The 20,408-nt window shown below is 70.5% G+C and carries 16 protein-coding genes and 1 riboswitch; of the genes, 9 read left to right on the forward strand and 7 right to left on the reverse strand.

The genetic code is table 11. The features are described from left to right. Positions 1–42: 42 nt before the first annotated feature. Positions 43–1,278 carry a serpin family protein gene (locus EER30_RS12730; protein ID WP_164842303.1) on the reverse strand — a complete coding sequence of 412 codons (1,236 nt, stop codon included), beginning with the start codon at positions 1,276–1,278 and terminating at the stop codon, positions 43–45. A 112-nt stretch (positions 1,279–1,390) separates the two neighbouring features. Then, a riboswitch (cyclic di-AMP (ydaO/yuaA leader) is annotated at positions 1,391–1,566 on the forward strand. Between the two features lie 2 nt (positions 1,567–1,568). Here EER30_RS12730 and EER30_RS12735 point away from each other — a divergent pair. After that, positions 1,569–1,910, forward strand: a complete 342-nt coding sequence (locus EER30_RS12735; RefSeq protein ID WP_127500599.1) for a transglycosylase family protein — start codon at positions 1,569–1,571, stop codon at positions 1,908–1,910. A gap of 54 nt (positions 1,911–1,964) precedes the next feature. Here EER30_RS12735 and EER30_RS12740 read toward each other — a convergent pair whose 3' ends face one another. After that, complete coding sequence (locus EER30_RS12740) at positions 1,965–3,392, reverse strand: WGR domain-containing protein (protein WP_127500600.1); 1,428 nt, start codon at positions 3,390–3,392, stop codon at positions 1,965–1,967. Positions 3,393–3,558: 166 nt separating this feature from the next. On the opposite strand from EER30_RS12740, the gene EER30_RS12745 reads away from it, so the two are divergent. From EER30_RS12745 to EER30_RS12755, 3 genes are read left to right on the forward strand one after another with little or no spacing between them, the layout of a single operon-like run. After that, positions 3,559–5,298, forward strand: a complete 1,740-nt coding sequence (locus tag EER30_RS12745; RefSeq protein WP_127500601.1) for a DUF4331 domain-containing protein — start codon at positions 3,559–3,561, stop codon at positions 5,296–5,298. A 44-nt stretch (positions 5,299–5,342) separates the two neighbouring features. After that, positions 5,343–6,644, forward strand: a complete 1,302-nt coding sequence (locus EER30_RS12750; RefSeq protein ID WP_127500602.1) for a tetratricopeptide repeat protein — start codon at positions 5,343–5,345, stop codon at positions 6,642–6,644. Further along, positions 6,641–8,551 carry an urease accessory protein UreH domain-containing protein gene (locus EER30_RS12755; RefSeq protein WP_127500603.1) on the forward strand — a complete coding sequence of 637 codons (1,911 nt, stop codon included), beginning with the start codon at positions 6,641–6,643 and terminating at the stop codon, positions 8,549–8,551. Before EER30_RS12750 ends, EER30_RS12755 begins: the two co-directional genes overlap by 4 nt. A 101-nt stretch (positions 8,552–8,652) precedes the next feature. Here EER30_RS12755 and EER30_RS12760 read toward each other — a convergent pair whose 3' ends face one another. After that, complete coding sequence (locus tag EER30_RS12760) at positions 8,653–9,549, reverse strand: sulfotransferase domain-containing protein (RefSeq protein WP_127500604.1); 897 nt, start codon at positions 9,547–9,549, stop codon at positions 8,653–8,655. A 357-nt stretch (positions 9,550–9,906) separates the two neighbouring features. Here EER30_RS12760 and EER30_RS12765 point away from each other — a divergent pair, with 357 nt between their 5' ends. From EER30_RS12765 to EER30_RS12775, 3 genes are all read left to right on the forward strand, one after another. Next, positions 9,907–10,938, forward strand: coding sequence for a flavin-containing monooxygenase (locus EER30_RS12765; RefSeq protein ID WP_127500605.1), 1,032 nt, complete (start codon positions 9,907–9,909; stop codon positions 10,936–10,938). Positions 10,939–10,994: 56 nt separating this feature from the next. Continuing rightward, on the forward strand, positions 10,995–11,717 hold the full coding sequence (locus EER30_RS12770; RefSeq protein ID WP_240669980.1) for a TetR/AcrR family transcriptional regulator: 723 nt from the start codon (positions 10,995–10,997) through the stop codon (positions 11,715–11,717). A gap of 183 nt (positions 11,718–11,900) precedes the next feature. Next, positions 11,901–13,409 carry a GMC family oxidoreductase gene (locus EER30_RS12775; protein WP_127500607.1) on the forward strand — a complete coding sequence of 503 codons (1,509 nt, stop codon included), beginning with the start codon at positions 11,901–11,903 and terminating at the stop codon, positions 13,407–13,409. Between the two features lie 9 nt (positions 13,410–13,418). Here EER30_RS12775 and EER30_RS12780 read toward each other — a convergent pair whose 3' ends face one another. Together EER30_RS12780 and pepN are read right to left on the reverse strand one after the other, a co-directional pair. After that, complete coding sequence (locus EER30_RS12780; RefSeq protein WP_127500608.1) at positions 13,419–14,066, reverse strand: DUF4232 domain-containing protein; 648 nt, start codon at positions 14,064–14,066, stop codon at positions 13,419–13,421. A gap of 16 nt (positions 14,067–14,082) precedes the next feature. After that, a complete protein-coding gene (gene pepN / locus EER30_RS12785; RefSeq protein WP_127500609.1) occupies positions 14,083–16,506 on the reverse strand; it encodes an aminopeptidase N in 2,424 nt (807 codons plus the stop codon). Positions 16,507–16,640: 134 nt separating this feature from the next. On the opposite strand from pepN, the gene EER30_RS12790 reads away from it, so the two are divergent. After that, positions 16,641–16,877, forward strand: coding sequence for a ribbon-helix-helix protein, CopG family (locus tag EER30_RS12790; protein ID WP_127500610.1), 237 nt, complete (start codon positions 16,641–16,643; stop codon positions 16,875–16,877). Then, positions 16,874–17,290, forward strand: coding sequence for a type II toxin-antitoxin system VapC family toxin (locus EER30_RS12795; protein WP_127500611.1), 417 nt, complete (start codon positions 16,874–16,876; stop codon positions 17,288–17,290). The genes EER30_RS12790 and EER30_RS12795 overlap by 4 nt, the downstream gene beginning before the upstream one ends. 62 nt (positions 17,291–17,352) lie before the next feature. Here the strand turns inward: EER30_RS12795 and EER30_RS12800 are convergent, their stop codons facing one another. Both EER30_RS12800 and EER30_RS12805 read right to left on the reverse strand, forming a co-directional pair. Then, complete coding sequence (locus tag EER30_RS12800; RefSeq protein WP_205650208.1) at positions 17,353–19,212, reverse strand: alpha-galactosidase D; 1,860 nt, start codon at positions 19,210–19,212, stop codon at positions 17,353–17,355. Between the two features lie 12 nt (positions 19,213–19,224). Continuing rightward, entirely contained in the window at positions 19,225–20,379 is a 1,155-nt protein-coding gene (locus tag EER30_RS12805; protein ID WP_240669981.1) for an ROK family transcriptional regulator, read from the reverse strand. Positions 20,380–20,408 lie beyond the last annotated feature (29 nt).

The following is a 20,408-nucleotide window of genomic DNA, read 5'->3' on the forward strand; positions in this document are numbered from 1 at the left end:
AGGAGCCCTACGACAGTTTCCTGTCCTTCATGTACAGCCAGGTCAGCGCGGGTCGGTCACGCCGCCGAGGAAGAGGATCGTGCCGGTCTCTCGGTCGGAGACGGTGAACAGGAACGGACGATCGACGCGGAACTCGACCGGGCTCGCCAGCGCCGAGACGGCCATCACGCCACCCGTGACTGCCGCGGCCTCGGTTCCCCGTTCATCGACCCTGATGTACGTCTTGTGGGCGACCTTCGTCAGAACGGGAGCTTCCGGTGAGATCGGGCGGAAATCCGCGTTGTTCGCGAAAGCGCTGACCAGGCCGAGACGTTGCAGCGGCTCGTTCAGCGTGCCCGACCAGCGCAGCTCGAAGCGGGGCAGGGCGAGCACGTCGACCGGGATCGGCGTGAGGGCGGCCACGGCGGCACGCCACTCGGCGGCGTCGAACCGGCCGGTCAGGTCGACCCCGGCGTCCGGGAGGACGATCTCCATGCCGTACCGGCCGGTCTCGCCGTAGGGCAGCCGCAGCATCTGGTAGCCGTCGCGCCGGGCGTGGGCGAACGACTCGCCGCTCAGGTGCATGGTGGGGACGTCGATCGTGCCGCCGGGCGCGGCGAACGGCGCCGGCCGGGTGTGTGCCTTCTCGAACTTGGTCGTCCATTCGCCGAGGAAATAAACCGTATTGAGCAGTACGAGCACGGCCTGCGGATCGGGCAGTCCGAGTTCGCGGGCAATGCCGTCGATGCGGTCATTTGTCTGCTCGGCGACCCACGCGTCGATCTTCCGCGCGGTCTCGGGCGAGCCGAGGTCGGCGTGTTCGAGGGTGGCGCCGAACGTGCCGCGGACGAAGCTCAGGTACTCCTCCTCGAGCGGCCCGCCGCTGTAGAGCGCGTTCGCGACCGAAAGTTCCACCTCGTCGGTGTCGGCCAGCGCCCGCAGCAGGCCGCCGACGCGCGGATCCTGTCCCTCGCGCAGGCCCAGCACCCGGGCCATCTCGGCGGCCGTGTCGCCCTGGGCCCCGGCCGAGATCATCGCCAGCAGGACGGCCACCGACAGCGGCGAGATGATCGTCGTGCGGTCGTCCTCGGAAACCTCGCTGAGCAGGTCGAACGCGAACTTGTTGACCGCCTGGGCGACGTCCGTGGCAGCGGCGGGCGTGAGATCGTGGACCAGTTTCGCGTCGATGCGGGCGGCGTCGCCGGGCGGTGCCGAACGGCCACAGCCGGCGGTGATCAGCAGGGCGACGGCGAGCAGGGCGACGGCGGGAAAACGCAGCACGTAGGCTTCGACGAGCAATGACCAGCGATGGTTCCCGAACGTGAGAACAAAGTCACGTTTCGCTTTCTGAACTTGGCCGACAAGGGCGAACGCTGGATAACGTCGGCCAGTCCGCGATCGTGGACGCCCCGGGCGGCCAACGCCGAATCCCTGCCACCGCCCGGTGGGAATCTACCCAAGGCATGGAGCGGGGGACCCACTAGTTCCTCGGCGCACTGCTGTGCGCCTCGGGGTGAAGCCGCGCACGCGGCCGGGCAGCCCAGCCCGAACCCGACAGCTCACCTCGCAGGCGTGGAGGCGGATTCACCATGTCCAAAATCAGTATGAAGGCACGTGTCGCTCTCGGTCTGACGGCCATCGGTGTCACCGGCGCGGTGGGCCTGCTCGGCCCGGCCTCCCCGGCCCAGGCGGCCAGCGTGAACTGGGACCGGATCGCCAAGTGCGAGTCGGGCGGCAACTGGAAGATCAACACTGGTAACGGCTACTACGGCGGGCTGCAGTTCAGCGCCAGCACGTGGAAGGCGTACGGCGGCAAGAAGTACGGCTCGAACGCCCACAAGGCGACCAAGGCCGAGCAGATCAAGATCGCTGAGAAGGTGCTCAAGGGGCAGGGCATCGGCGCCTGGCCGACCTGCGGAAAAAAGGGCTGATTCGTCGGGTGATCCGGCCCTACCACCCCACGGGGTAGGGCCGGATCATGCCGGTCACAGCAGGCGGCGCACCTCGCCGTACGCCCGGTAGAACCCACCCCGGGCCGACTCGCGGATGCCGGTGACCACATAGCGGCTGCCGCGCTCGCGGATGCCCTTGGGGAACTGCACCTGCCAGTCGGAGTGGTAGCCCGACGAGACCACCCGGATGCGCAGGCGTCCGCCCTCTTCGACGCACTCGACGACCACGCCGTCGGCCACGTCGTGGACGACCTCGACCGTCGTGGACGGAGCCACCGCGGGCATGCGCGGCGGCGCCTTGACGTCGACCGGCTGGGGGATCGTGCCGGCGACGGCCGACCGGATCGCCGCCTCGCTCGCGTCGATGCAGGCCAGCGAGCCGTCGGTGGTGACGATGTAGAGCTTTTCGTCGTGGTACTGCATCGAGTAGGCCGAGCCGCAGCCGGTCGACAGCTTCCACAGACGCGTGCCGGTCTGGTCGAAGCAGTAGATCGACGAGCTGCTGTCACCGGCGAAGACGTAGCGGCCGTCCCTGGAGGCGGCGCACGAGAAGACCGAGGCGTCGCAGTCGTACCTCTGCCGGGCCGAGCCGTTCTTGCCGAGCTCGACGACCTGGCGCCGCGCGGTTCCCGCGTAGAGACTGTCGCCCTCCTGCCAGCCGAACAGCACCGGACCGCCCGTGCCGGAGTTCCACTGCTCGCGGCCCGTGCGCCAGTCGTAACTGGTGACGCCGTTCGAGTGGCCGTGGTGCACCGACTCGGTGTCGCAGCGGACCATCCACGCCGAGACGCCCCGGCCCTGGCGGCGCCACAGGAACTCGTCCTCGTGGTCGATCGCGGCGATGCCCCCGCCCGAGTCGGAGACGCCCAGCACGCCGTCGTGGATGTCGAGCCAGTAGATGTCGATCTCGGGCGCGATCGTGTAGGCCAGGCGTGGCACCTTGCCCGACAGGTCGTAGACGTTGCCGTCGTCGCAGCCCGCGTAGATCCAGTCGTCGTCGGCGACCAGGCACTTCACGCCGTCGGGCAGGCGGAACTGTTGAAGCACCTCGGCGCCGTGGCTCAGCGTGGTGATCAGGCCGCTCTCGTTGCCGACCATGCAGACGTCGTCGTCGACGAAGATGCCGAACGCGGGGCTGCCCGACTTGTAGCGCCACAGCATCGGCGCGCGGGTGGTGGCCGTCGACCGGGTGCTGACGATCTGGCGGCGCGAGACCGAGCGCTTCTGCCGGCCGCCCGGGACGGCGGGAGCGTAGCCCTTGCGGACCTTCTCCCCGATCTTCTTGGCCGCCTCGGCCTGGGCCTTGTCGGTGGTCGTGTAGGAGGACTGCTTGACCTGGCCGTGGTCGCCGATGCGTCCGTAGCGGACGGTCAGGTCGGTGCCGTCGACCGTCACCTCGTAGAACTTGTGGGCGCTCCCGGAGTCTTCGGACAGCTCGAGGTATGTGGTGTCGGCAGGCATCCTTCAGTCCCTTCGCGCGGCGGCGTTTCGATGGCGCAGAAGGTAGCGGAGGCGTACGACAGTTTTTCGAACGGGCAGGTCGGTGCCCAAACGTGCCAACCCATAGGTCTGACCCAACCACGGCCGTCGCCGAGCCGAACTCCTCCCGACACAAAGGGGAGGGCAGATGATCAATCAGTTGAAGCGGCGGCGTGGGGCCGTCGCGGCGGCCGGGGCCGTCGTGCTGGTGGCGTCGCTGGCCGGGCTCGGGCCCGGGGCTTCGGTGGCGTCGAGCCACCGCGAGGCGCCGCTCATCGCGAGCGATCCGGCCGCGGACAACACCGATCTGTACGCGTTCGTCAGCCCGGACCGCCCGGGTTACGTCACGATGATCGCGAACTGGATCCCGTTCGAGGAGCCCGACGGAGGGCCCAACTTCTACCCGTTCGCGACCGACGCGGCATACCGGATCAACGTGGACAGTGACGGGGACGCCAAGCCGGACGCCGTCTTCCGCTGGACCTTCAAGAACGTCGACAAGCGCGGCAACAACACGTTCCTCTACAACAACGGGCCGGTCACCTCCTTCGACGACGAGAACCTGCTGTTCAAGCAGACCTACACGCTCGAGTCGTCGTTCAACGGCGAGCCCTTCAAGACCCGCATCAGCGACGCGCCGGTGGCGCCCTCGCGGATCGGGGCGGCCTCGATGCCCGACTACTCCAAGCTCCGCGACCAGGCCTCGGTGCAGCTCAAGGGCGGCTGGAAGCTGTTCGCGGGCCAGGCCGACGACCCGTTCTTCCTCGACCTGCGCGTGTTCGACCTGCTCTACGGCGGCGACCTGAGCGAGACCGGCACCGACACGCTGGCCGGCTACAACGTCAACACCATCGCGATCCAGGTGCCGTTCAAGGACGTGGCGCTGGGCGGCGACGCCAAGCGCAACCCGGTGATCGGCGTGTGGAGCACGACCGAGCGCAGCAAGTTCCGCGTCTCCGACGGTCCGTCGAGAGGCGACCGGGTGCAGGTCTCGCGGCTGGGCAACCCGCTGGTCAACGAGGTCGTCGTGCCGGCCGGGCTGAAGGACGCCTTCAACTCGATCTCGCCCGACAAGGACGCCGGCATCCCGGCCGTGGTCAAGCGGGTCACCGACCCCGAACTGCCGAAACTGATCGAGAAGATCTACGGCGTGAAGGCGCCGGCGACCCCGCGCAACGACCTGGTCGAGATCTTCCTGACCGGCATCACCACCAAGGCGAACGGTCCCATCAAGGCCGACCTGAACTCGCAGCTCAACAACGCCGACGTCAAGGCGAGCAAGTTCCGGCCGTCGGAGATGCTGCGGCTGAACCTGTCGGTGCCGGTCACGGGCGACCCGGAGCGGCTCGGCGTGCTCGCCGGTGACCTGCAAGGGTTCCCGAACGGGCGGCGGCTGACCGACGACGCGGTCGACATCGCGGTGCAGGCGGTCGAGGGCGCGGCGCAGACCGGCAAACTGGTCGACGCGCTGGCGGCCGGCGACAAGGTCGATGCCAACGACAACGCCTTCGGCGACACCTTCCCGTACGTGGCCCTGCCGAACCAGGGCGCGGTCAACGCGGGGCGCGGCACGGGTGCGGCGCCGGCTCCGAAAACGTCCGTCGGTGCTGACAACGGCACCGACACGGGTGGTGCAGCCGTCGAAGAGGGCTCGAGCGGCTCGAGCGGCTCGGGCACCGGCTCTGGCTCTGGCTCTGGCTCCGAGCAGGCGCCCGACCTCGAGCCGGCGTCGGCGAACGGCATGCTCAGCAACGGATCCGCGGTCATCTTCGGAGTCGGCAGCCTCGGGGCGCTCCTCACGATGCTGGCCGTCTGGTGGCTGATGCGCCGGCGCAAGCGGGCGGCGGCGAGCACGACCTATCCGAACGAGCCGACGATCCGCTTCTGATCCGAGAGCGGCGGCCGGTCACGGTCGCCCGGAAGGAAACCACCATGCGTCGTTCACTCCGTGCGGTCGTGACCGTGTCGGTCGCCGCTCTCACCCTGTTCACCATCGGCGCGGTCGCCGGCCTGCGCGACGAGCCCGCCACGAAGCCGCAATCGATTATCGAGCCCATGCGGACCGATGGCCTCGCCCAGCGCATCGAGCGCGCCCAGCAACGCCTGCGCACGCTTCCCGGCGACTACAGAACCTGGGCGGCGCTCGGTCTGGCCTATGTGGAGCAGGCCCGCACCACCGCCGATCCGAGCCGATACCCACTTGCCGAGACGGCGCTGAAACGCTCGCTCAAGGTGCGCGACAACCCCGACGCGCTGACCGGTCTGGGTGCTCTGGCCAACGCTCGCCACGACTTCACGGCGGCCCGCGACTTCGCCCGCAAGGCCATCCAGGTCAACCCCTTCGACGCGTACGCCCATGGCGTGCTCGCCGACGCCGAGACCCAGCTGGGCCGGGCAGCCGAGGCGACCGCCGCGATCCAGCGCATGCTCGACCTGAGGCCGGGCCTGGCCGCGTACGCCCGGGGCTCTTATGACCTGGAACAACGCGGGCGCCTGGCCGAGGCCGAGAACCTGATGCGGCAGGCCCTCGAGGCGGCGGTCGACCCGGCCGACGTCGCGTTCTGCCGCAACCAGCTCGGTGACCTGGCCTGGATGCGCGGCGACCTGGCCGGCGCGACCAGGGAATACGCGGCGGGCCTGGCCGCGGACCCCGCCTCCACGACGCTGCTGCGCGGACGGGCCCGGGTCGCCGCCGCCACCGGGCAGATCGCCGAGGCCGTCACCGACGCGGCCACCGTCGCCGCGCGCACCCCAACCCCCGACACCCTTCTCGAGTACGCCGAACTGCTGCGGCTCGCGGGACGTCGCGCCGACGCGGACCGCCAGCTGGAACTGGCCGGCGCCGCCCATCGGATCTTCATCGCCAACGGTGGCCGCGACGATCTGACCGGCGCGCAGCTGGCCCTCGCCCGCGGTGACTCGGCCGAAGCCGTGACCGCCGCGCAGACCGAATGGCGGCGACGGCCGTTCGCCGAGGTCGCCGACGTGCTCGGACGCGCGCTGCACGCGGCCGGTCGCGACAGCGAAGCCCTGGTTCACACGCGTAATGCGGTGGCGATCAGCCCTTACAACGCGACTTACGTCTTTCATCACGCACAAGTCCTGCTGGCCCTCGGTGACCGCGCTGGGGCTCGTGCCGCTCTGGTGAAGGTGCGCGACCTGAACCCGTACTTCTCGCCCGTCGACGGCCCGATCGCCGCCCGGGCCCTGGCCGAGCTGGAGGCTCACCCGTGAAACGCCTGCTCGTCGTGGCCGCGCTGGCCGCCGCCGGTTTCGCCGCCCTGCCCGCCGCGCCCGCCGCCGCCCACCCGCTGGGCAACTTCTCGGTCAGCACCCACGCGGGCCTGACCCTGCACCCCGACCGCGTCGACGCGCTGGCCGTGGCCGACCTGGCCGAACTGCCGACCCTGCAGGACACGCCCCCGACCTGCGACGAGATCGCCTCCGCGCTGCGGGTGACGGTGGGCGGAGCCGCGACGCGCTGGACGGTGAAGGACACTTCCCTGACGTACGCGGCCGGAGCCGCCGGCCTGCGCACCACCCGGCTTGAATGCCGCCTGTCAGCGCCGATAACGCTCGACGGCGCGACCCGTGTCGACGTGGCGAACACCTTCCGGGCCGACCGAATCGGCTGGCACGAACTGGTGGCGGCCGGTTCGGGCGTGAGCCTGGACGGATCTTCGCTGCCCACGACGAGCCCGACCAGCGAGCTGCGCTCCTATCCCACCGACCCGCTGACGTCTCCCGCCGATGTGCGGTCCGCGTCGTTCACGGCAAGCCCCGGGGAGCGCGCGGCAGCCGCTGGCACGGGGCCAGCCGTTGCATTGCCGGGCGCGGCTGCATCGGCGGGCGTGGCTGCATCGGCGGGCGTGGCTGCATCGCCGGGCGTGGCTGCATCGCCGGGCGTGGCTGCATCGCCGGGCGCGGCCGCATCGCCCAGCGGCATGCGACCCACGGAGCCGGGCGTGAGTGCCGCCCAATCGACTATCGATCGGCCGACCGGTCTGCTCGCGGGCGCCGAACGCACCCTCGACAATCTGATCGGCGGCGACCGCCTAACGCCGCTGGTGGGCCTGCTGGCCGTGCTGCTCGCGCTGGTGCTCGGCGCGGCCCACGCGGCCCTGCCCGGTCACGGCAAGACGGTGATGGCCGCCTACCTGGCCGGCAGCCGGGGCCGCCCCCGGGACGCCGTCCTGGTCGGAGCCACCGTCACCTTCACCCACACCGCAGGGGTGATCGCACTGGGCCTACTCCTGACCACCGTTTCCGGCATCGCCGGCGAAACAGTCCTCGGCTGGCTGGGCCTGGCCAGCGGCGTCCTGGTCGTCGTGGTCGGCATCGTCGCCCTGACCTCAGCTCTTCGCCGCTACCGCTCAGCCCGCAACCTCGTCCCGGGATCCCCGGACAGTTCAGCGCATCCCCACAGCGACGCGGCGACCCGTGTCCACGGCAACCGTCTGATTTCCGCACACAGCGGTGCTCCATCGCTTATCGATAGCGACGCTGCCCCATCGCCTATCGATAGCGATGCCCCGATCCTCGTCCACAGCGGCAGCGCATCGCTTATCGATAGCGGAAAGCCGCCCCACAGCCAAGGGCGCGGCGGGGTCCACAGCCATGAGCGCGGCGGGGTCCACAGCCATGAGCACGGCGTGAGCCACAGCCATGAGCACGGCGTGAGCCACAGCCATGAGCACGGCGTGAGCCACAGCCATGAGCACGGCGTGAGCCACCGCCACGAGCACGGCGTGAGCCACCGCCACGACACGGGCCACGCCCACGCGCATGACGGGAGTCACGGCCACCACCACACCCATGATCACGGGCCGGGTAAGTGGGGGCTGGCCGGGCTGGGAGTCGCCGGAGGGCTTGTGCCCAGCCCGTCGGCGTTGATCGTTCTGCTCGGGGCGGCCGCGCTCGGCCGTACCGTGTTCGGGGTTCTGCTGGTGCTTGCCTACGGGCTGGGAATGGCGGCCACGCTCACCGCCGCCGGCCTGCTGCTCGTGCGGCTGCGCCATCGGATCGACGGGCGCTGGAGCCTTGCGCGGCGCTGGCAGGCGATCTCGCCGCCGGCCACCGCCGCGCTGATCATCGTTGTCGGATTGGGCCTCGCCGGCCGCGCTCTGGCCGGCTTCGCCTGATCGGCTCGGCCCGACGGCTCGGCCCGACGGCTCGGCCCGACGGTTTGGCACGGCCTGACCGCTTGGCACGGCCCGACGGCACGGCCCGACGGCCGGCTTGGTTACTCGGGCTGCGTGTCGGGGACGGTTGTTCGGGCGGATGACCTGTAGGCCGGGTAGCCCAGCCGTTCCACCAGGTCGCCCGTGGCCTCGGCGAAGGCCTCGTAGATGTCGTCGTCGAAGTGGTTCTGCCAGTCGCCGGCCTGGCCCTTGCGGTAGTGGGAGACCTTGCCCGTGCCCTGGCGATCGTTCATCTTCGCGAAGCTGTAGCGGTCGAGCAGTTGGGCCAGGTCGTCCGGTGGCAGCTCGATGCCGCAGTGGCGCAGCAACTCGTCGGTTTCGGACGCCTGCCGCTCGCCGGTCAGGTCTTCGTAGCGGACCAGCCGCACCGACTCGCTGGGCGGCGCCTCCACCCACGAGCGGATCGCCCCGAACCTGTTCTTCCTGGCCAGGTCGCCGATGAGCCACAGCATGCCCTCTTTGCGCGGCATGTCCTGCAGCACCCGGCGCACCTCGAGCACGTCGCCCATCGGCCCGTGCGAATTCTTTGTCGAGAAATAGCTCGATACGACCATGTCGCGCGGATCGCGCATCACGAAGAATGCTCGGTACTTCTCCGGTTTGGGCATCGTGTCGAACCGTTTACGGGGGAAGAACAACGACAGGGCGATACGGTTCGGCGGGCACACGCGCGGGTGTTTCCAGCCGTAGAAGCGGGGATCATAGGTCAGCAGGCCGCAGTGACGGTAGACGATGGGATCGCTGAACACCGCCTTGATCCACTGACTGGCGGTCTTGCGCACCGCGCAGTGATATATGTTCTCGAACTCGCTTTTCCGCGCCACCGGCACGGTGAGCCGTACCCTGGCGTTATATGCCTCGAGCATGGAGCGGCGAGCGAGAACCCGTACGGATTCCGGCGCGTTCTGTTTGGCGAACATGACAGCGCTGTTGAACATCGTCGAGCCCGTGTCCTTTACTACGAAATCGCGGGAGACGCTTCATGACAGGTGGAGTTTTGTTCGGAGCTTCCGCGAATCACGCGGCGCGAAGACGGCCGATCGGGGGAAATGGATCTTGCGTTGCTTCGCGTGCACGGACTTTACAACAAATACGATCAAGTTTGTGAAATCAGCCGCTGAGAGCTTCCTGAGTGTGGCGCTGCGCGCTTGGTCACAGGGCTGATCGGCGGGCGTCCGGGCACGTCGTGCAGGGCATGACTACGCACATCCCCGGCCCGAGCCCGCTGACCCTCGAGGTGCCCGTCGCGTTCGCGAAGGCCGTGCCGCAGCTCGTCGCCACCCCGCAGTCGTAAGTTGCGGGTCGACACCGTCGTGGTGGGTGGCGGCGCCGCGGGCCTGGCCGCCGCCTGGCACCTGCGCGCCCGGAACCGCCGTTTCGTCGTTCTGGAGGCGAGCCGCCCCGGATCCGTCTGGCGCCGCCGCTACGACAGCCTCCGCCTGTTCACGCCCGCCCGGTTCTGTGCCCTGCCGGGCCTGCCGTTCCCTCTGCCGCCCGGCGAGCATCCCGGCAAGGACGAGATGGCTGCCTACCTGACCCATTACGTACGCCACCACGACCTCCCGCTGCGCGCCGGCGTGACCGTCGTCCAGCACCGCTACGCCGCCACCCGGCACCGTCTGACGACGACCGCCGGCGACGAGTACGAAGCGGACCGCTTGATCGTCGCCACCGGCGCCCTGCGTACGCCGGTGGTGCCGTCCTTCGCGGCGTCGCTGGACCCGGCTGTCCGCCAGCTCCATTCGGCCGGTTACCGACGTCCGTCCGACGTGCCGCCCGGCCCGGTTCTCGTGGTCGGCGCGGGCCCCGCGGGCGCCGACATCGCCCTCGACCTCGTCGGCGACCACGAGGTGTGGCTGGCCGGCCCTCGCACCGGTCATGTGCCGCTGCGGGTCGTGCGCAGCCGGCTGATCCGGCGCCTCGGCTACACCCGCCGCGTGCCGCCGGGCCTGGCCGGCCGCCTGATCCGCGACCGGGTCGTCCATCACGGCAGCCCTCTGATCTGGCAGACCGAGGCCATGCTGCGCCAGGCCGGCATCCACCGCGTCGCCCGAGTGGCCGGGGTCCGCGACGGCCGGCCCGAACTGGACGACGGCCGCCTGCTCGACGCCGCCACGGTCGTCTGGTGCACCGGCATGCGCCCCGACCACCGCTGGCTCGACCCGCGGGCGCTCACCCCGAACGGCCGGCCCGCCCACCGCCGCGGCATCTCGACCACCGTCCCCGGTCTCGGCTTCGTGGGCTTGCCGCTGCAGAACACGTTCGGCTCCGGCTTCCTGGCCGGCATGGACGGCGACGCCGCGTACGTGGTCGGCCGCCAGTCATGAGCCGCGCCGGAAGCGTCGTGCGGAGGTGACGAGGATCGGTTGTTATGGTCCGGGGCGTGGCGACCGACGAGCGGCAGGCGACCCGGGAACGGATCATCCGGGCGGCGCGGGACCTGCTGGGCGAGTCCGGGCGGGACGCGGTGACGACCCGCTCGGTGAGCGCCGCGGCCGGGGTGCAGCCGCCGACGATCTATCGGCTGTTCGGGGACAAGGATGGGCTGCTCGACGCGGTGGCCCTCTACGGGCTGATGCCCTATCTGTCGCAGAAGAGCGCGCTGGGCGCGACCGCCGATCCGGTGGCCGACCTGGCTCGGGCCTGGGATCTGCACATCGAGTTCGGCTTCACCGATCCGGCGGGCTATGTGCTGGCCTTCGGCGAGCCGCGCCCGGGGCGGGCGGCCGTCGCCCGCGACGAGGCGATCGCGCGTCTGACCGTCCTGATCGAACGGGTCGCCGCCGCCGGCCGCCTGCGCACGAGCGTCGAACGAGCGACCGCGATCATGCACGCCGCCGGGGTCGGCACGGTCCTGACGCAGCTGGTGATCCCACCCGGCCGGCGCGACCCCGGAGTGCCGCCGGCGATGTGGGCCACCGTGCGCTCCGAGATCATCGCCGTCCCGGCGCCGGAGCCGAAGGTCGCGGACCCCGACGCGCTGGCCCGCCATGCGAGCGCGCTGCGGCAGGCCCTGCCCGCCGAAGGCAGCGGCCCGCTTACCCCGGCCGAGCGCGCCCTGCTGACCGAGTGGCTGGGGCGCCTGGCCGACTCCGCGGCGGGCTGATCGAGGCGAGGCGGGCCGGCGTGAGCCAGGTGACGTCGGTGAAGCGGGCCTTTCAACGCATGCTTGAGGGGGCCGGTTCATCGGCGTGACGTTCTCGACGAAGAGCTGGCAACGCCACTACCGGGGGATATCTTTGTTATCGCTTGGACGTTTCCGTTGGAAACGTTTTTCCGGGGAGGCGATATGGACAACTACGACGTGGTGATCGTCGGGGGTGGCACGGCCGGATCGGTGCTGGCTTCGCGGTTGAGCGAGCAGCCCTCGCTGCGTGTTCTGCTGCTCGAGGCCGGGCCGGCCGACCCCCTGCCCGCGATGGCCGACCCGCCCGCCTGGCCCAGCCTGGTCAGGGGCCCGGCCAACTGGGGCGAGCTCACCGTTCCCCAAGGGCCGCCGGGGGCGGTCACCCCGCTGCCGCGCGGCAAGGGCCTCGGCGGCGGCTCGTCGATCAACGCGATGCTCTTCACCCGCGGACACCGGTCCGGCTATCAGCGCTGGACCGACGCCGGCGCCAAGGACTGGGGCTTCTTCGATCTGCTGCCCTACTTCAAGCGGTCCGAGAACGCCCCCGGACGCGACCCCGTGCTGCGCGGCCGCGGCGGTCCGCTGACCGTGGCACCCTCCGACCCGCTCAACCCGGTGCTCGCGGCCGCTCTCGAGGCGGCCGTCGAAGCCGGTGAGCGGCGGGCCGGCGACATCAGCAGCGGGGTCGAGGAGGGGTTCGGCCCGGTCGACGTGAACATCGTCGGCGGGCAGCGGCAGAGCGCGGCCGACGCCTACCTGCGCCCGGTGCGCGACCGCAAGAACCTCGCCGTGGTCACCGACGCCCTCGTCCACCGGTTGCGCGTCGACAACCAGAAGGTCACCGGCGTCGACTACAGCGTCGGCTCCGAGGTGATCTGCGTGTCGGCCGGCGAGGTCGTCGTCGCCGCCGGAGCGATCGGATCGCCCCAGCTGCTCATGCTCTCGGGCATCGGCCCCGCCGACCACCTGCGCGCCCACGGAATCGAGGTCGTCGCCGACCTGCCCGGCGTCGGCGCCGGGTTGCAGGACCACCCGGTCGCCAACGTCATCTACCGCTCGTCGCAGCCGGTGCCGACGCCGCGCCACAACCACGGCGAGGTGGTCGGCCTGGTCCGCAGCCGCGACGGTCTGCCCGGACCCGACCTGCAGCTCATCTTCGTCGACCTCCCCCGCCCGGTGAACGGCTTCCAGGCCCCCGACCAGGGCTACAGCATCGGTGTCTCGGTGATGGCCCCGCACAGCCGCGGCACCGTACGGCTGGCCGACGCCGTGCCCGGTTCCGCCCCGCTGATCGACCCCAACTACTACGACGACGTACGGGATCTCGACGCGGTGGTGGCCGGTCTGCGCTTGGCCCGCACGATCGGACGGCAGGACGCCCTCGCCCCGTGGCGTGACTCCGAGGTCATCCCCGGTCCGGCCAGCGACGACGAGCTCGAGCTGCGCGACTATGCCCGCCGGGCGGTCGCCTCCTACTGTCACCCGGCCGGCACCCTGGCGATGGGCGACGGCGACTCGGCGGTCGTCGACCCGCTGTTGCGCCTGCGGGGCATCGAGGGCGTACGCGTCGCCGACGCCTCGGTCATGCCGGCGATCACGGCCGGCAACACCAACGCCACCGTGTACGCCATCGCCGAGCGCGCCGCCGAGTTCATCCTCGGCGAGGACTGACCACGGGCCTCAGAACCAGGCGCTGGCCTCGAGTCGCCGGGTGTTGCCGAGATCCAGGGGATGTTCCTGCATGGTGACGATCTGACGCGGCTTACCCGGGGCGACGGCTACCGCCAGCGACGTTCCGGTGTCCGACCCGCCGTCGACATCCGTGACGGTGTTGCGCCAGGACAACATGGTCGTCGCACCTTCGCCCGGTTTCAGCACGAGACGCCGGGCCGGCTCGGTGTAATGCACGCTGGCCACGACGGCGACCTTCAGTGGATGACCGTCCTCGTCGAGCACGACGATGTCCGGCCGCCCCTTCACCTCGTACGGCTTGTTGCCGCAGTTCCGGATTTTCAGCGCCAGCTCCCGGTAGCCCGACGCCGCGCCCCCGTCTCCCACGGTGATCTGTGCCCCGATCAGCGCGCACGCGGACGCCGCTTCGACCGCCGCCGGAGCCGTGGGACCGGCCGAGGTGGGTGTGGGCGCCGCGGCCGGGACGCTGGGCGTGGCGGTAGGTGGGAGCCCGCTGTTGTCCCGCCACGGCTTCGTGCACGAGGCCACCAGCGGGACCACCAGCAGAACGAGCAACCGCCGCCGCAGAACCACGTCGGCGATCATGCCGTACGTCCGCCGGCGCCACCCGAGCAGGCGTACCCGGCGGTTGATCATGGTGGGGAGGCGGCGCCTAGCTCGAACGGGCCAGCAGCATGCGGCGCAGCAGGTCGGCACGTTCGAGGACCGTCTGGCGGATCACCGGCACGGCGTCGGTGACCGCCTTCTCGGCCCGCCCGGGGAAGTCGGCGCCGATGCCGAACCGCGGCAGCAGCCGCCCCGAGTAGACCATCGACGGCACCATGCCACCCCGGCCGAGGCTGGGCAGCAGCGCCAGGTATTTATCGGCGTAGCCGGCCAGCAGCGCGTCCTGCCCGGGCCGCCAGAACGCCGTCGTCACCTCGCGCATCGCGCCGATCGGCACCGACCGGTCGACCGCGACCGCCTGCCAGATCGCCGCCTTCTCCGACGCGTCGGGCCGGGCCGCCCGCACCGCGAAAGCGTGGAACGAGGCGTCCGGGTCGGGGTCGCGGGCCAGCAGCGCCTCGACCTCGGCGGAGGTCTCGCCGCCCAGTTCGGCCTTGCGTACCAGGCAACGCCACTGCAGGTCGGCGTCGTCGCCGGCGCTCTCCTGCAGGGAGGCCACCGCGTCGAGGTCGGCCGCCGTACGGATCATGCCGCGCAGCGCCACCTGACGGCGGGCAGGCGAGGCGGCGGCGAGCCGCGAACACGTCGAGAAGACCTTCGCCATCAGGTGAGGCCGATCGGCGTCGCTCGCCCAGAACTCGGCCGCGTCGCCGGCCAGCCGCAGGTAGGGCTCGATCACCGTCTCGGCCGTCTCGACGGCCAGCACCGAGGCCAGGCATCGCACCGCCTCGGCCGGCGTCGCCTCCCCGTTGGTCAGCATGTCCCACACCGTGGCGACCGCGACCCCGCGCGAGACCGGCGTCGGCAGCGCGCCCGCCTCGCTGATCAGCGTCTCGCGGTCGGACGCCGACGGCCGCACGGTCGCGAACGTGAGGTCGTCGTCGTTGACCAGGTAGAAGTCGGCAGCCGGCAGCGAGACCGGCGTCGTGGCGCCCCGCACGTCGACCCGCTCGACCGCCGTGCGGACCAGGCCTGACGGCGTACGGGAATAGGCCCCGACGGCCATGACCTGAGGACGCGGAGGTCCGGCGGGGCCGTGACCGGTCAGGGTCAGGCCGGCGAACGTGAACCGGTCGACCCCGGCCGTCTCGAGCCAGCCGGCGCGCCACGCGTTCAGGTCGCGGCCCGACTCGGCCGCCTGCGCGTCGATCAGGTCCTGCAGGGTCGTGTTGCCCCACGCGTGCCGGGCGAAGTAGCGCTTCATGCCGGCGACGAAGTTCTCCTCACCGACGTACGTCTTGAGCTGGTTGAGCACCGCCGCGCCCTTGGGATAGGTGATCGCGTCGAAGGTGGAGGCGGCCTCGGCGACGTCGGGCACGGGCTGGCGGATCGGGTGGGACACCGGGCCCTGGTCGGCCAGATAGGCGTCGAGCTTCTCGCTCGCGAGCAGCCCGACCCACGCGTCGGTGTGGACCGTGGCCCGCTCGGCCGCCCAGTAGCAGGCGAACTCGGCGAACGCCTCGTTCAGCCACAGGTCGTCCCACCAGCGCATGGTCACGAGGTTGCCGAACCACATGTGCGCCATCTCGTGCAGCAGCACCGCGGCGAAGGACTCCTGTTCGGCCGCGGTCGGGGCCGAGCGGCGCAGGAACCCGTCGTCCCAGGTCACGCAGCCCCAGTTCTCCATCGCGCCGCCGAATTCGGGCATGAACACCTGGTCGTACTTGGCCTGCGGGAACGGCAGCCCGAACACCTCGCCGAAGAACCGCAGTCCCTGCGCGGTGACGGTGAACAGGGTCTCGGCGTCCCGGTCGAGCAGCGGGGCCAGCGAGCGGCGGCAGAAAAGGCCCAGGTCGTAGCCGTCGACCTCGCGGCGGATCTCGTGCAGCGGGCCGGCGTTGACGACAGTGTTGTAGGTCGACAGCGTCGGTGTGTCGGGGAAAACCCACCGGCGTACGCCGTTCAGGTCTTCGACCGCGGGATCGGCGCTGTTCGAGGTCACCAGCCAGGCCGCCGGGGCGGTGACCGTGAACGCGTGCGGGGCCTTGAGGTCGGGCTGGTCGAAGCAGGCGAACAGGTAGCGCGCCTCGTCGGGCTCGAAAGTCGTCCAGACGTACACCTCGCCGTCGGCCGGGTCGACCGACTTGTGCACGCCGGGGCCGTCGCTGGTGTCGGCCTGCACGCTCTCGACGCGCAGCACGTTGTGCTCGGCCAGCCCGTCCAGGGCGATGCGGCCGTCGACCGGCGCGGGCAGGTCAACCCCGTTGAGGGTGGCCGAGACGACCGGCGCCGCGCAGTCGACGAACGTCGACGAGCCGGGCGAGTCGCAGCTGAACGTGACGGTCGACACGCAGACCACGGCGGAGCCGGTGGGCAGGTCGGTGAGGTCGATCGAGATGTCGTAGCGATCGATGGTGAGCAGCGCGGTCCGCTGCTCGGCTTCGACCTGGGTCAGGCTCCGCGGGCTCATGCGCTTGATCGTAGGGGCCCGTCCCTCGAATCGCGCCCCGGTTATTTCCGACGTACTGCGCGGGGTAGCAGTCGAACATATGTTCGCTCTGGACTGTAGTGGCGATGTCTTACGAATCGTCTTACACTTGCATCATGGCTGACACCGTTACGATCCGCACCGACGCGGACACCGAGCATGCGCTGGACGTGCTGACTCGCGACGGCACCAATCGCTCAGAGGCGATCCGCCAGGCCTTGCTGGAAGCAGCGGTCCGTCGCGAACGCCTGGCCGAACTGAAACGCGCCTTCTTGCGCCGTCCCATGCCCGCACCGGATGGGATCAACCTTGCCGACGACATCGCACGCGAGCGCGAAGGTTACGCACAGTGATCTATCTGGATTCGGCAGCCGCGGTCAAGCTGGTCCACGACGAAGCCGATACCAGTGCCCTGCGGGACTACCTCGACGAGCGCTCCACGATCGAGTGGGTCAGCTCCAGTCTCGTCGAGATTGAGACGTACCGAGCGCTGGTGCGTGCCACCGCTCCTGGCGACATGCCCACGGTCATCAACCAGTTCCATGCGCTGCTCGATCTCATCGTCCGGGTCGAGATCGACTCCGGGATTCGTATCCTCGCCCAGACGGTCACCCCGCCAACCGTACGCAGCCTCGATGCCATCCACCTGGCGACCGGGCTGCGCCTCCAACAACAGAGTCGTCTGACCTCATTCGTTACCTACGACAAACGACTGGCGGAGGCTGCCTCGGCGGCGGGGCTGACCGTGGACATGCCGACCGTCTGACAATGTCAGACGGAAGCGGCGCCCCATCCGGGACGCCGCTTCCGTTTTGACGGAGAGGAAAGTCAGCGGGCGACCTCGATGCGGTCGATGTCGGGGGAGTAGACCGGGGTGCTGCTGTCGATCTCGATGGTGTTCTTGCCGGCCTTGAGCGGCAGCGACACGGTCGCCGTGGCGGGGCGGTCCCAGCCGCCGCTGGAGAAGAACGCGGTGGTCTGCGCGTTCTGGCCGTTGGCCGAGATGAGGGCCGAGCGCGGGTCGCCGCTGACGTAGCGGACGTTGACCTGGTATGTGCCCGCCTTCGGCACGGTCACGTCGCGGAACTGCACCGCGCCGCCGTTGTAGAGGTTGCCCACCTTCTTGCCGCCCGCACACAGCGAGCAGTCAGCAACCGCGGCACCGTTGGCGACTGTGGCGTTCTCCGCCTCGTAGACGGTGACCCCGGGGTTCGACGATCGCGGCGTCACCCGGAACAGCTCCGCCCCGTGCGACGGAATCGTGGCCGAGATGCCGCCGTCGCGTACGCCGAGGTTCTTGCCCGCCCACAGGTCGCGTACGTCGGCCTTGCCGCTGAACCCGAAGCTCGCCCACGAGGCGTCGACCGTGGCCGGGAACGAGCCCATGTTGAACAGCGCCACCGTGTAGGAACCGTCGTGATTGCGCAGACCCCACACCTGCGAGGTGCCCGACGGCGTCACCGGCCGGCCCGCGATGCCCTGCTGGTCGAGTGCGATCACCTCGCGGTTGGTGAGCAGCTTCAGCCCGTACGCGTCGAGTTCGGTCAGATCGTCACCCGTGTAGAGCGGTGCCGCCGCCACAGCCCAGAGCGTCATGTACGCCTTGCGCTCGGCGTCGGTCAGGCCGTCCATCTCGCCGTTGCCGACGTCGAGCGCGTCCAGGTCGTTCCAGCCGCCCGGACCGGCCCACGGCTGCCACGCGGCCGCGTCGTCCCAGCGCACCTTGACCGAGTTGTTCCAGGTCACCAGCGTGGTGCAGTAGCACTCGACGTCGGTGTCGATGCGCCAGCCGTTGCTGTTGGCCTTCCAGTCGGCGGCGTAGTCGCGGTCGAGCGACCACGAGACGAGGAACCGGATCGGGCGCCCGGTCTTGTCGAGCGCGGCCCGCCACGCCTTGACGTCCTCGCGGTTGTCGTAGTTCGTGCCGCTCTTGAACGAGCCCGGCCCGACGCCGTCGAGCTTGAGGAAGTCGAAACCCCAGGACGCGATGAGTGCGGCTTGCGAGTCGATGTACTTCGACGCGCACGGCTTCGAGAAGTCAATCTTGTACGAGCTGTCCCAGCCGTTGGTCGTGCGCAGGTCGGAGTACACGATGTCGCCCGTGGTGCAGCCGGGCGCGTCCGCGATCGGCGTCGTCCCCGAACCGTACGCGCTGAGGTTGAGCCCGACGGCGAGGTAGATGCCCGCCTTGAGGCCCTTGCCGTGGATGTAGTCGGCGACGTATTTCATGCCGTGCGGGAAGCGCACCGGGTCGGCCAGTTCGCGGGCGTTGCCGTCGTAGGTGATCGAGTCCCACGACTTGAGGCCGCGCGACCATCCGGCGTCGATGTTGATGTATTCGTAGCCGGCCGGCTTGAGCTTGCTCGACAGGGCGTCGACCTGCTTGAGCAGGTTGGCCTCGGTGAGCCAGCTGCCGAGGCCGTCGGGGTTGACCTCGGGGCGGTTCAGGGTCTGCAGGCTCCAGCTCGACCAGCCCATCAGCGGCTTGTCCGCGAGTCCCGGCGCGGCCGCGGCCATGGCCTGCGCGCGCTGCGTGGGGGACGGATCACGGGTGACCGTGCCAGGACTCGCGGATGTGGGGGCGGGTTTGGGCTTGGGGCCGTCGGCGAGCGCGGGGGCGGCGCCGAGGGTGAGGACGAGTCCGGCGCCGAACAGTGCGGCGGCGACGGACCGGGGGACGGACCTCAAGAGGTGAACCTCCTACAAGGGGATCAACCGGTTCTGAATACTCGCGGCGGCGGCACCGCGAGCCCACTCCTCGAAGGGGAGCGGCCGGATGGACAGGGGACAGTCGGCGGCGGCCCCGAAGGCCTGCCGCTCGAACGCCGCCCGGATGTGTGGTTCGAACAGGTCGTACGCGGCCAGGCCCTCGCCGGAGACGACGATGCGGGCCGGTCCGACCAGGTTGGCGACGGCCGCGATGGCCAGGCCGATCGCCTCGCCGGCCCGGGCGAAGACCGCCGCGACCCCGGCGTCACCCTGACGGGCCAGGGCGTACGACTCCTCGGCGGTGACCTCTCGCCCGGTGACCGCGCGGACGGCGGCCACTATCGGCTCGGTGCCGGCGATCGCCTCGACGCAGCCGCGGGCGCCGCAGTGGCACTCGGGCCCGGAAGCGTCGACGCTGAGGTGGCCGATCTCGCCGGCCACCCCGTGCGCCCCGGTGACCGGCCGCCCGTTGACGACCAGTCCGCAGCCGATGCCGGACCCGACCGTGACCAGGGCGAACGACTCGGCCCCGGCGCCCTCGCCGAACCAGTGCTCGGCGGTCGTCAGAGCTTTGACGTCGTTCTCGACCGTGACGGTCAGCCCGGTCGCGTTGGCGGCCAGCCGGGCCAGTTCGACGTTGTGCCACTGCAGGAACGGCGAGTAGCGCACCAGCCCGCTCGCCCGGTCGACGTCGCCCGAGACGGCCAGGCCCAGGCGACGGGTGCGGTCGCGGAAGCGCTCGTCGAGCAGGCCGTCGACCAGGGTGGCGATCTCGTCGAGCACGTCGATGACGGCGGCGCTGCGCAGCGGCCGGTGGGCGACCGCCCGGACCTGCGCGGTCAGGTCGCAGACGACCCCTATGAGCTCGTCGGCGGTGAGCTTGACGCCGACGAAGAACTCCCGGTCGGGGTGGACCGTCAGGGGACTGGCCGGGCGGCCGGCGCCGGGGCCGGATCGCTCGGTCGCGTCCATCTCGGTCAGATAGCCGGCGTCGATGAGCGGCCGCGCCGCCTTGGTCACCGCCGCGCTGGAGAACCCCAGCCGGCGGGCCAGGCTCACCCTGCTCTGTGGACCCGCGGTCACCAGGGCGGTCAGGATCGCCGCCGCGGCGGGGGACGCGGCGAGGGCGGCGTCGTCATCAATCACGTCCCGAAAACTAGGATCAATAATTAACT

This window comes from Actinoplanes solisilvae (genome assembly GCF_003999975.1).
GTDB classification, from domain to species: domain Bacteria; phylum Actinomycetota; class Actinomycetes; order Mycobacteriales; family Micromonosporaceae; genus Actinoplanes; species Actinoplanes solisilvae.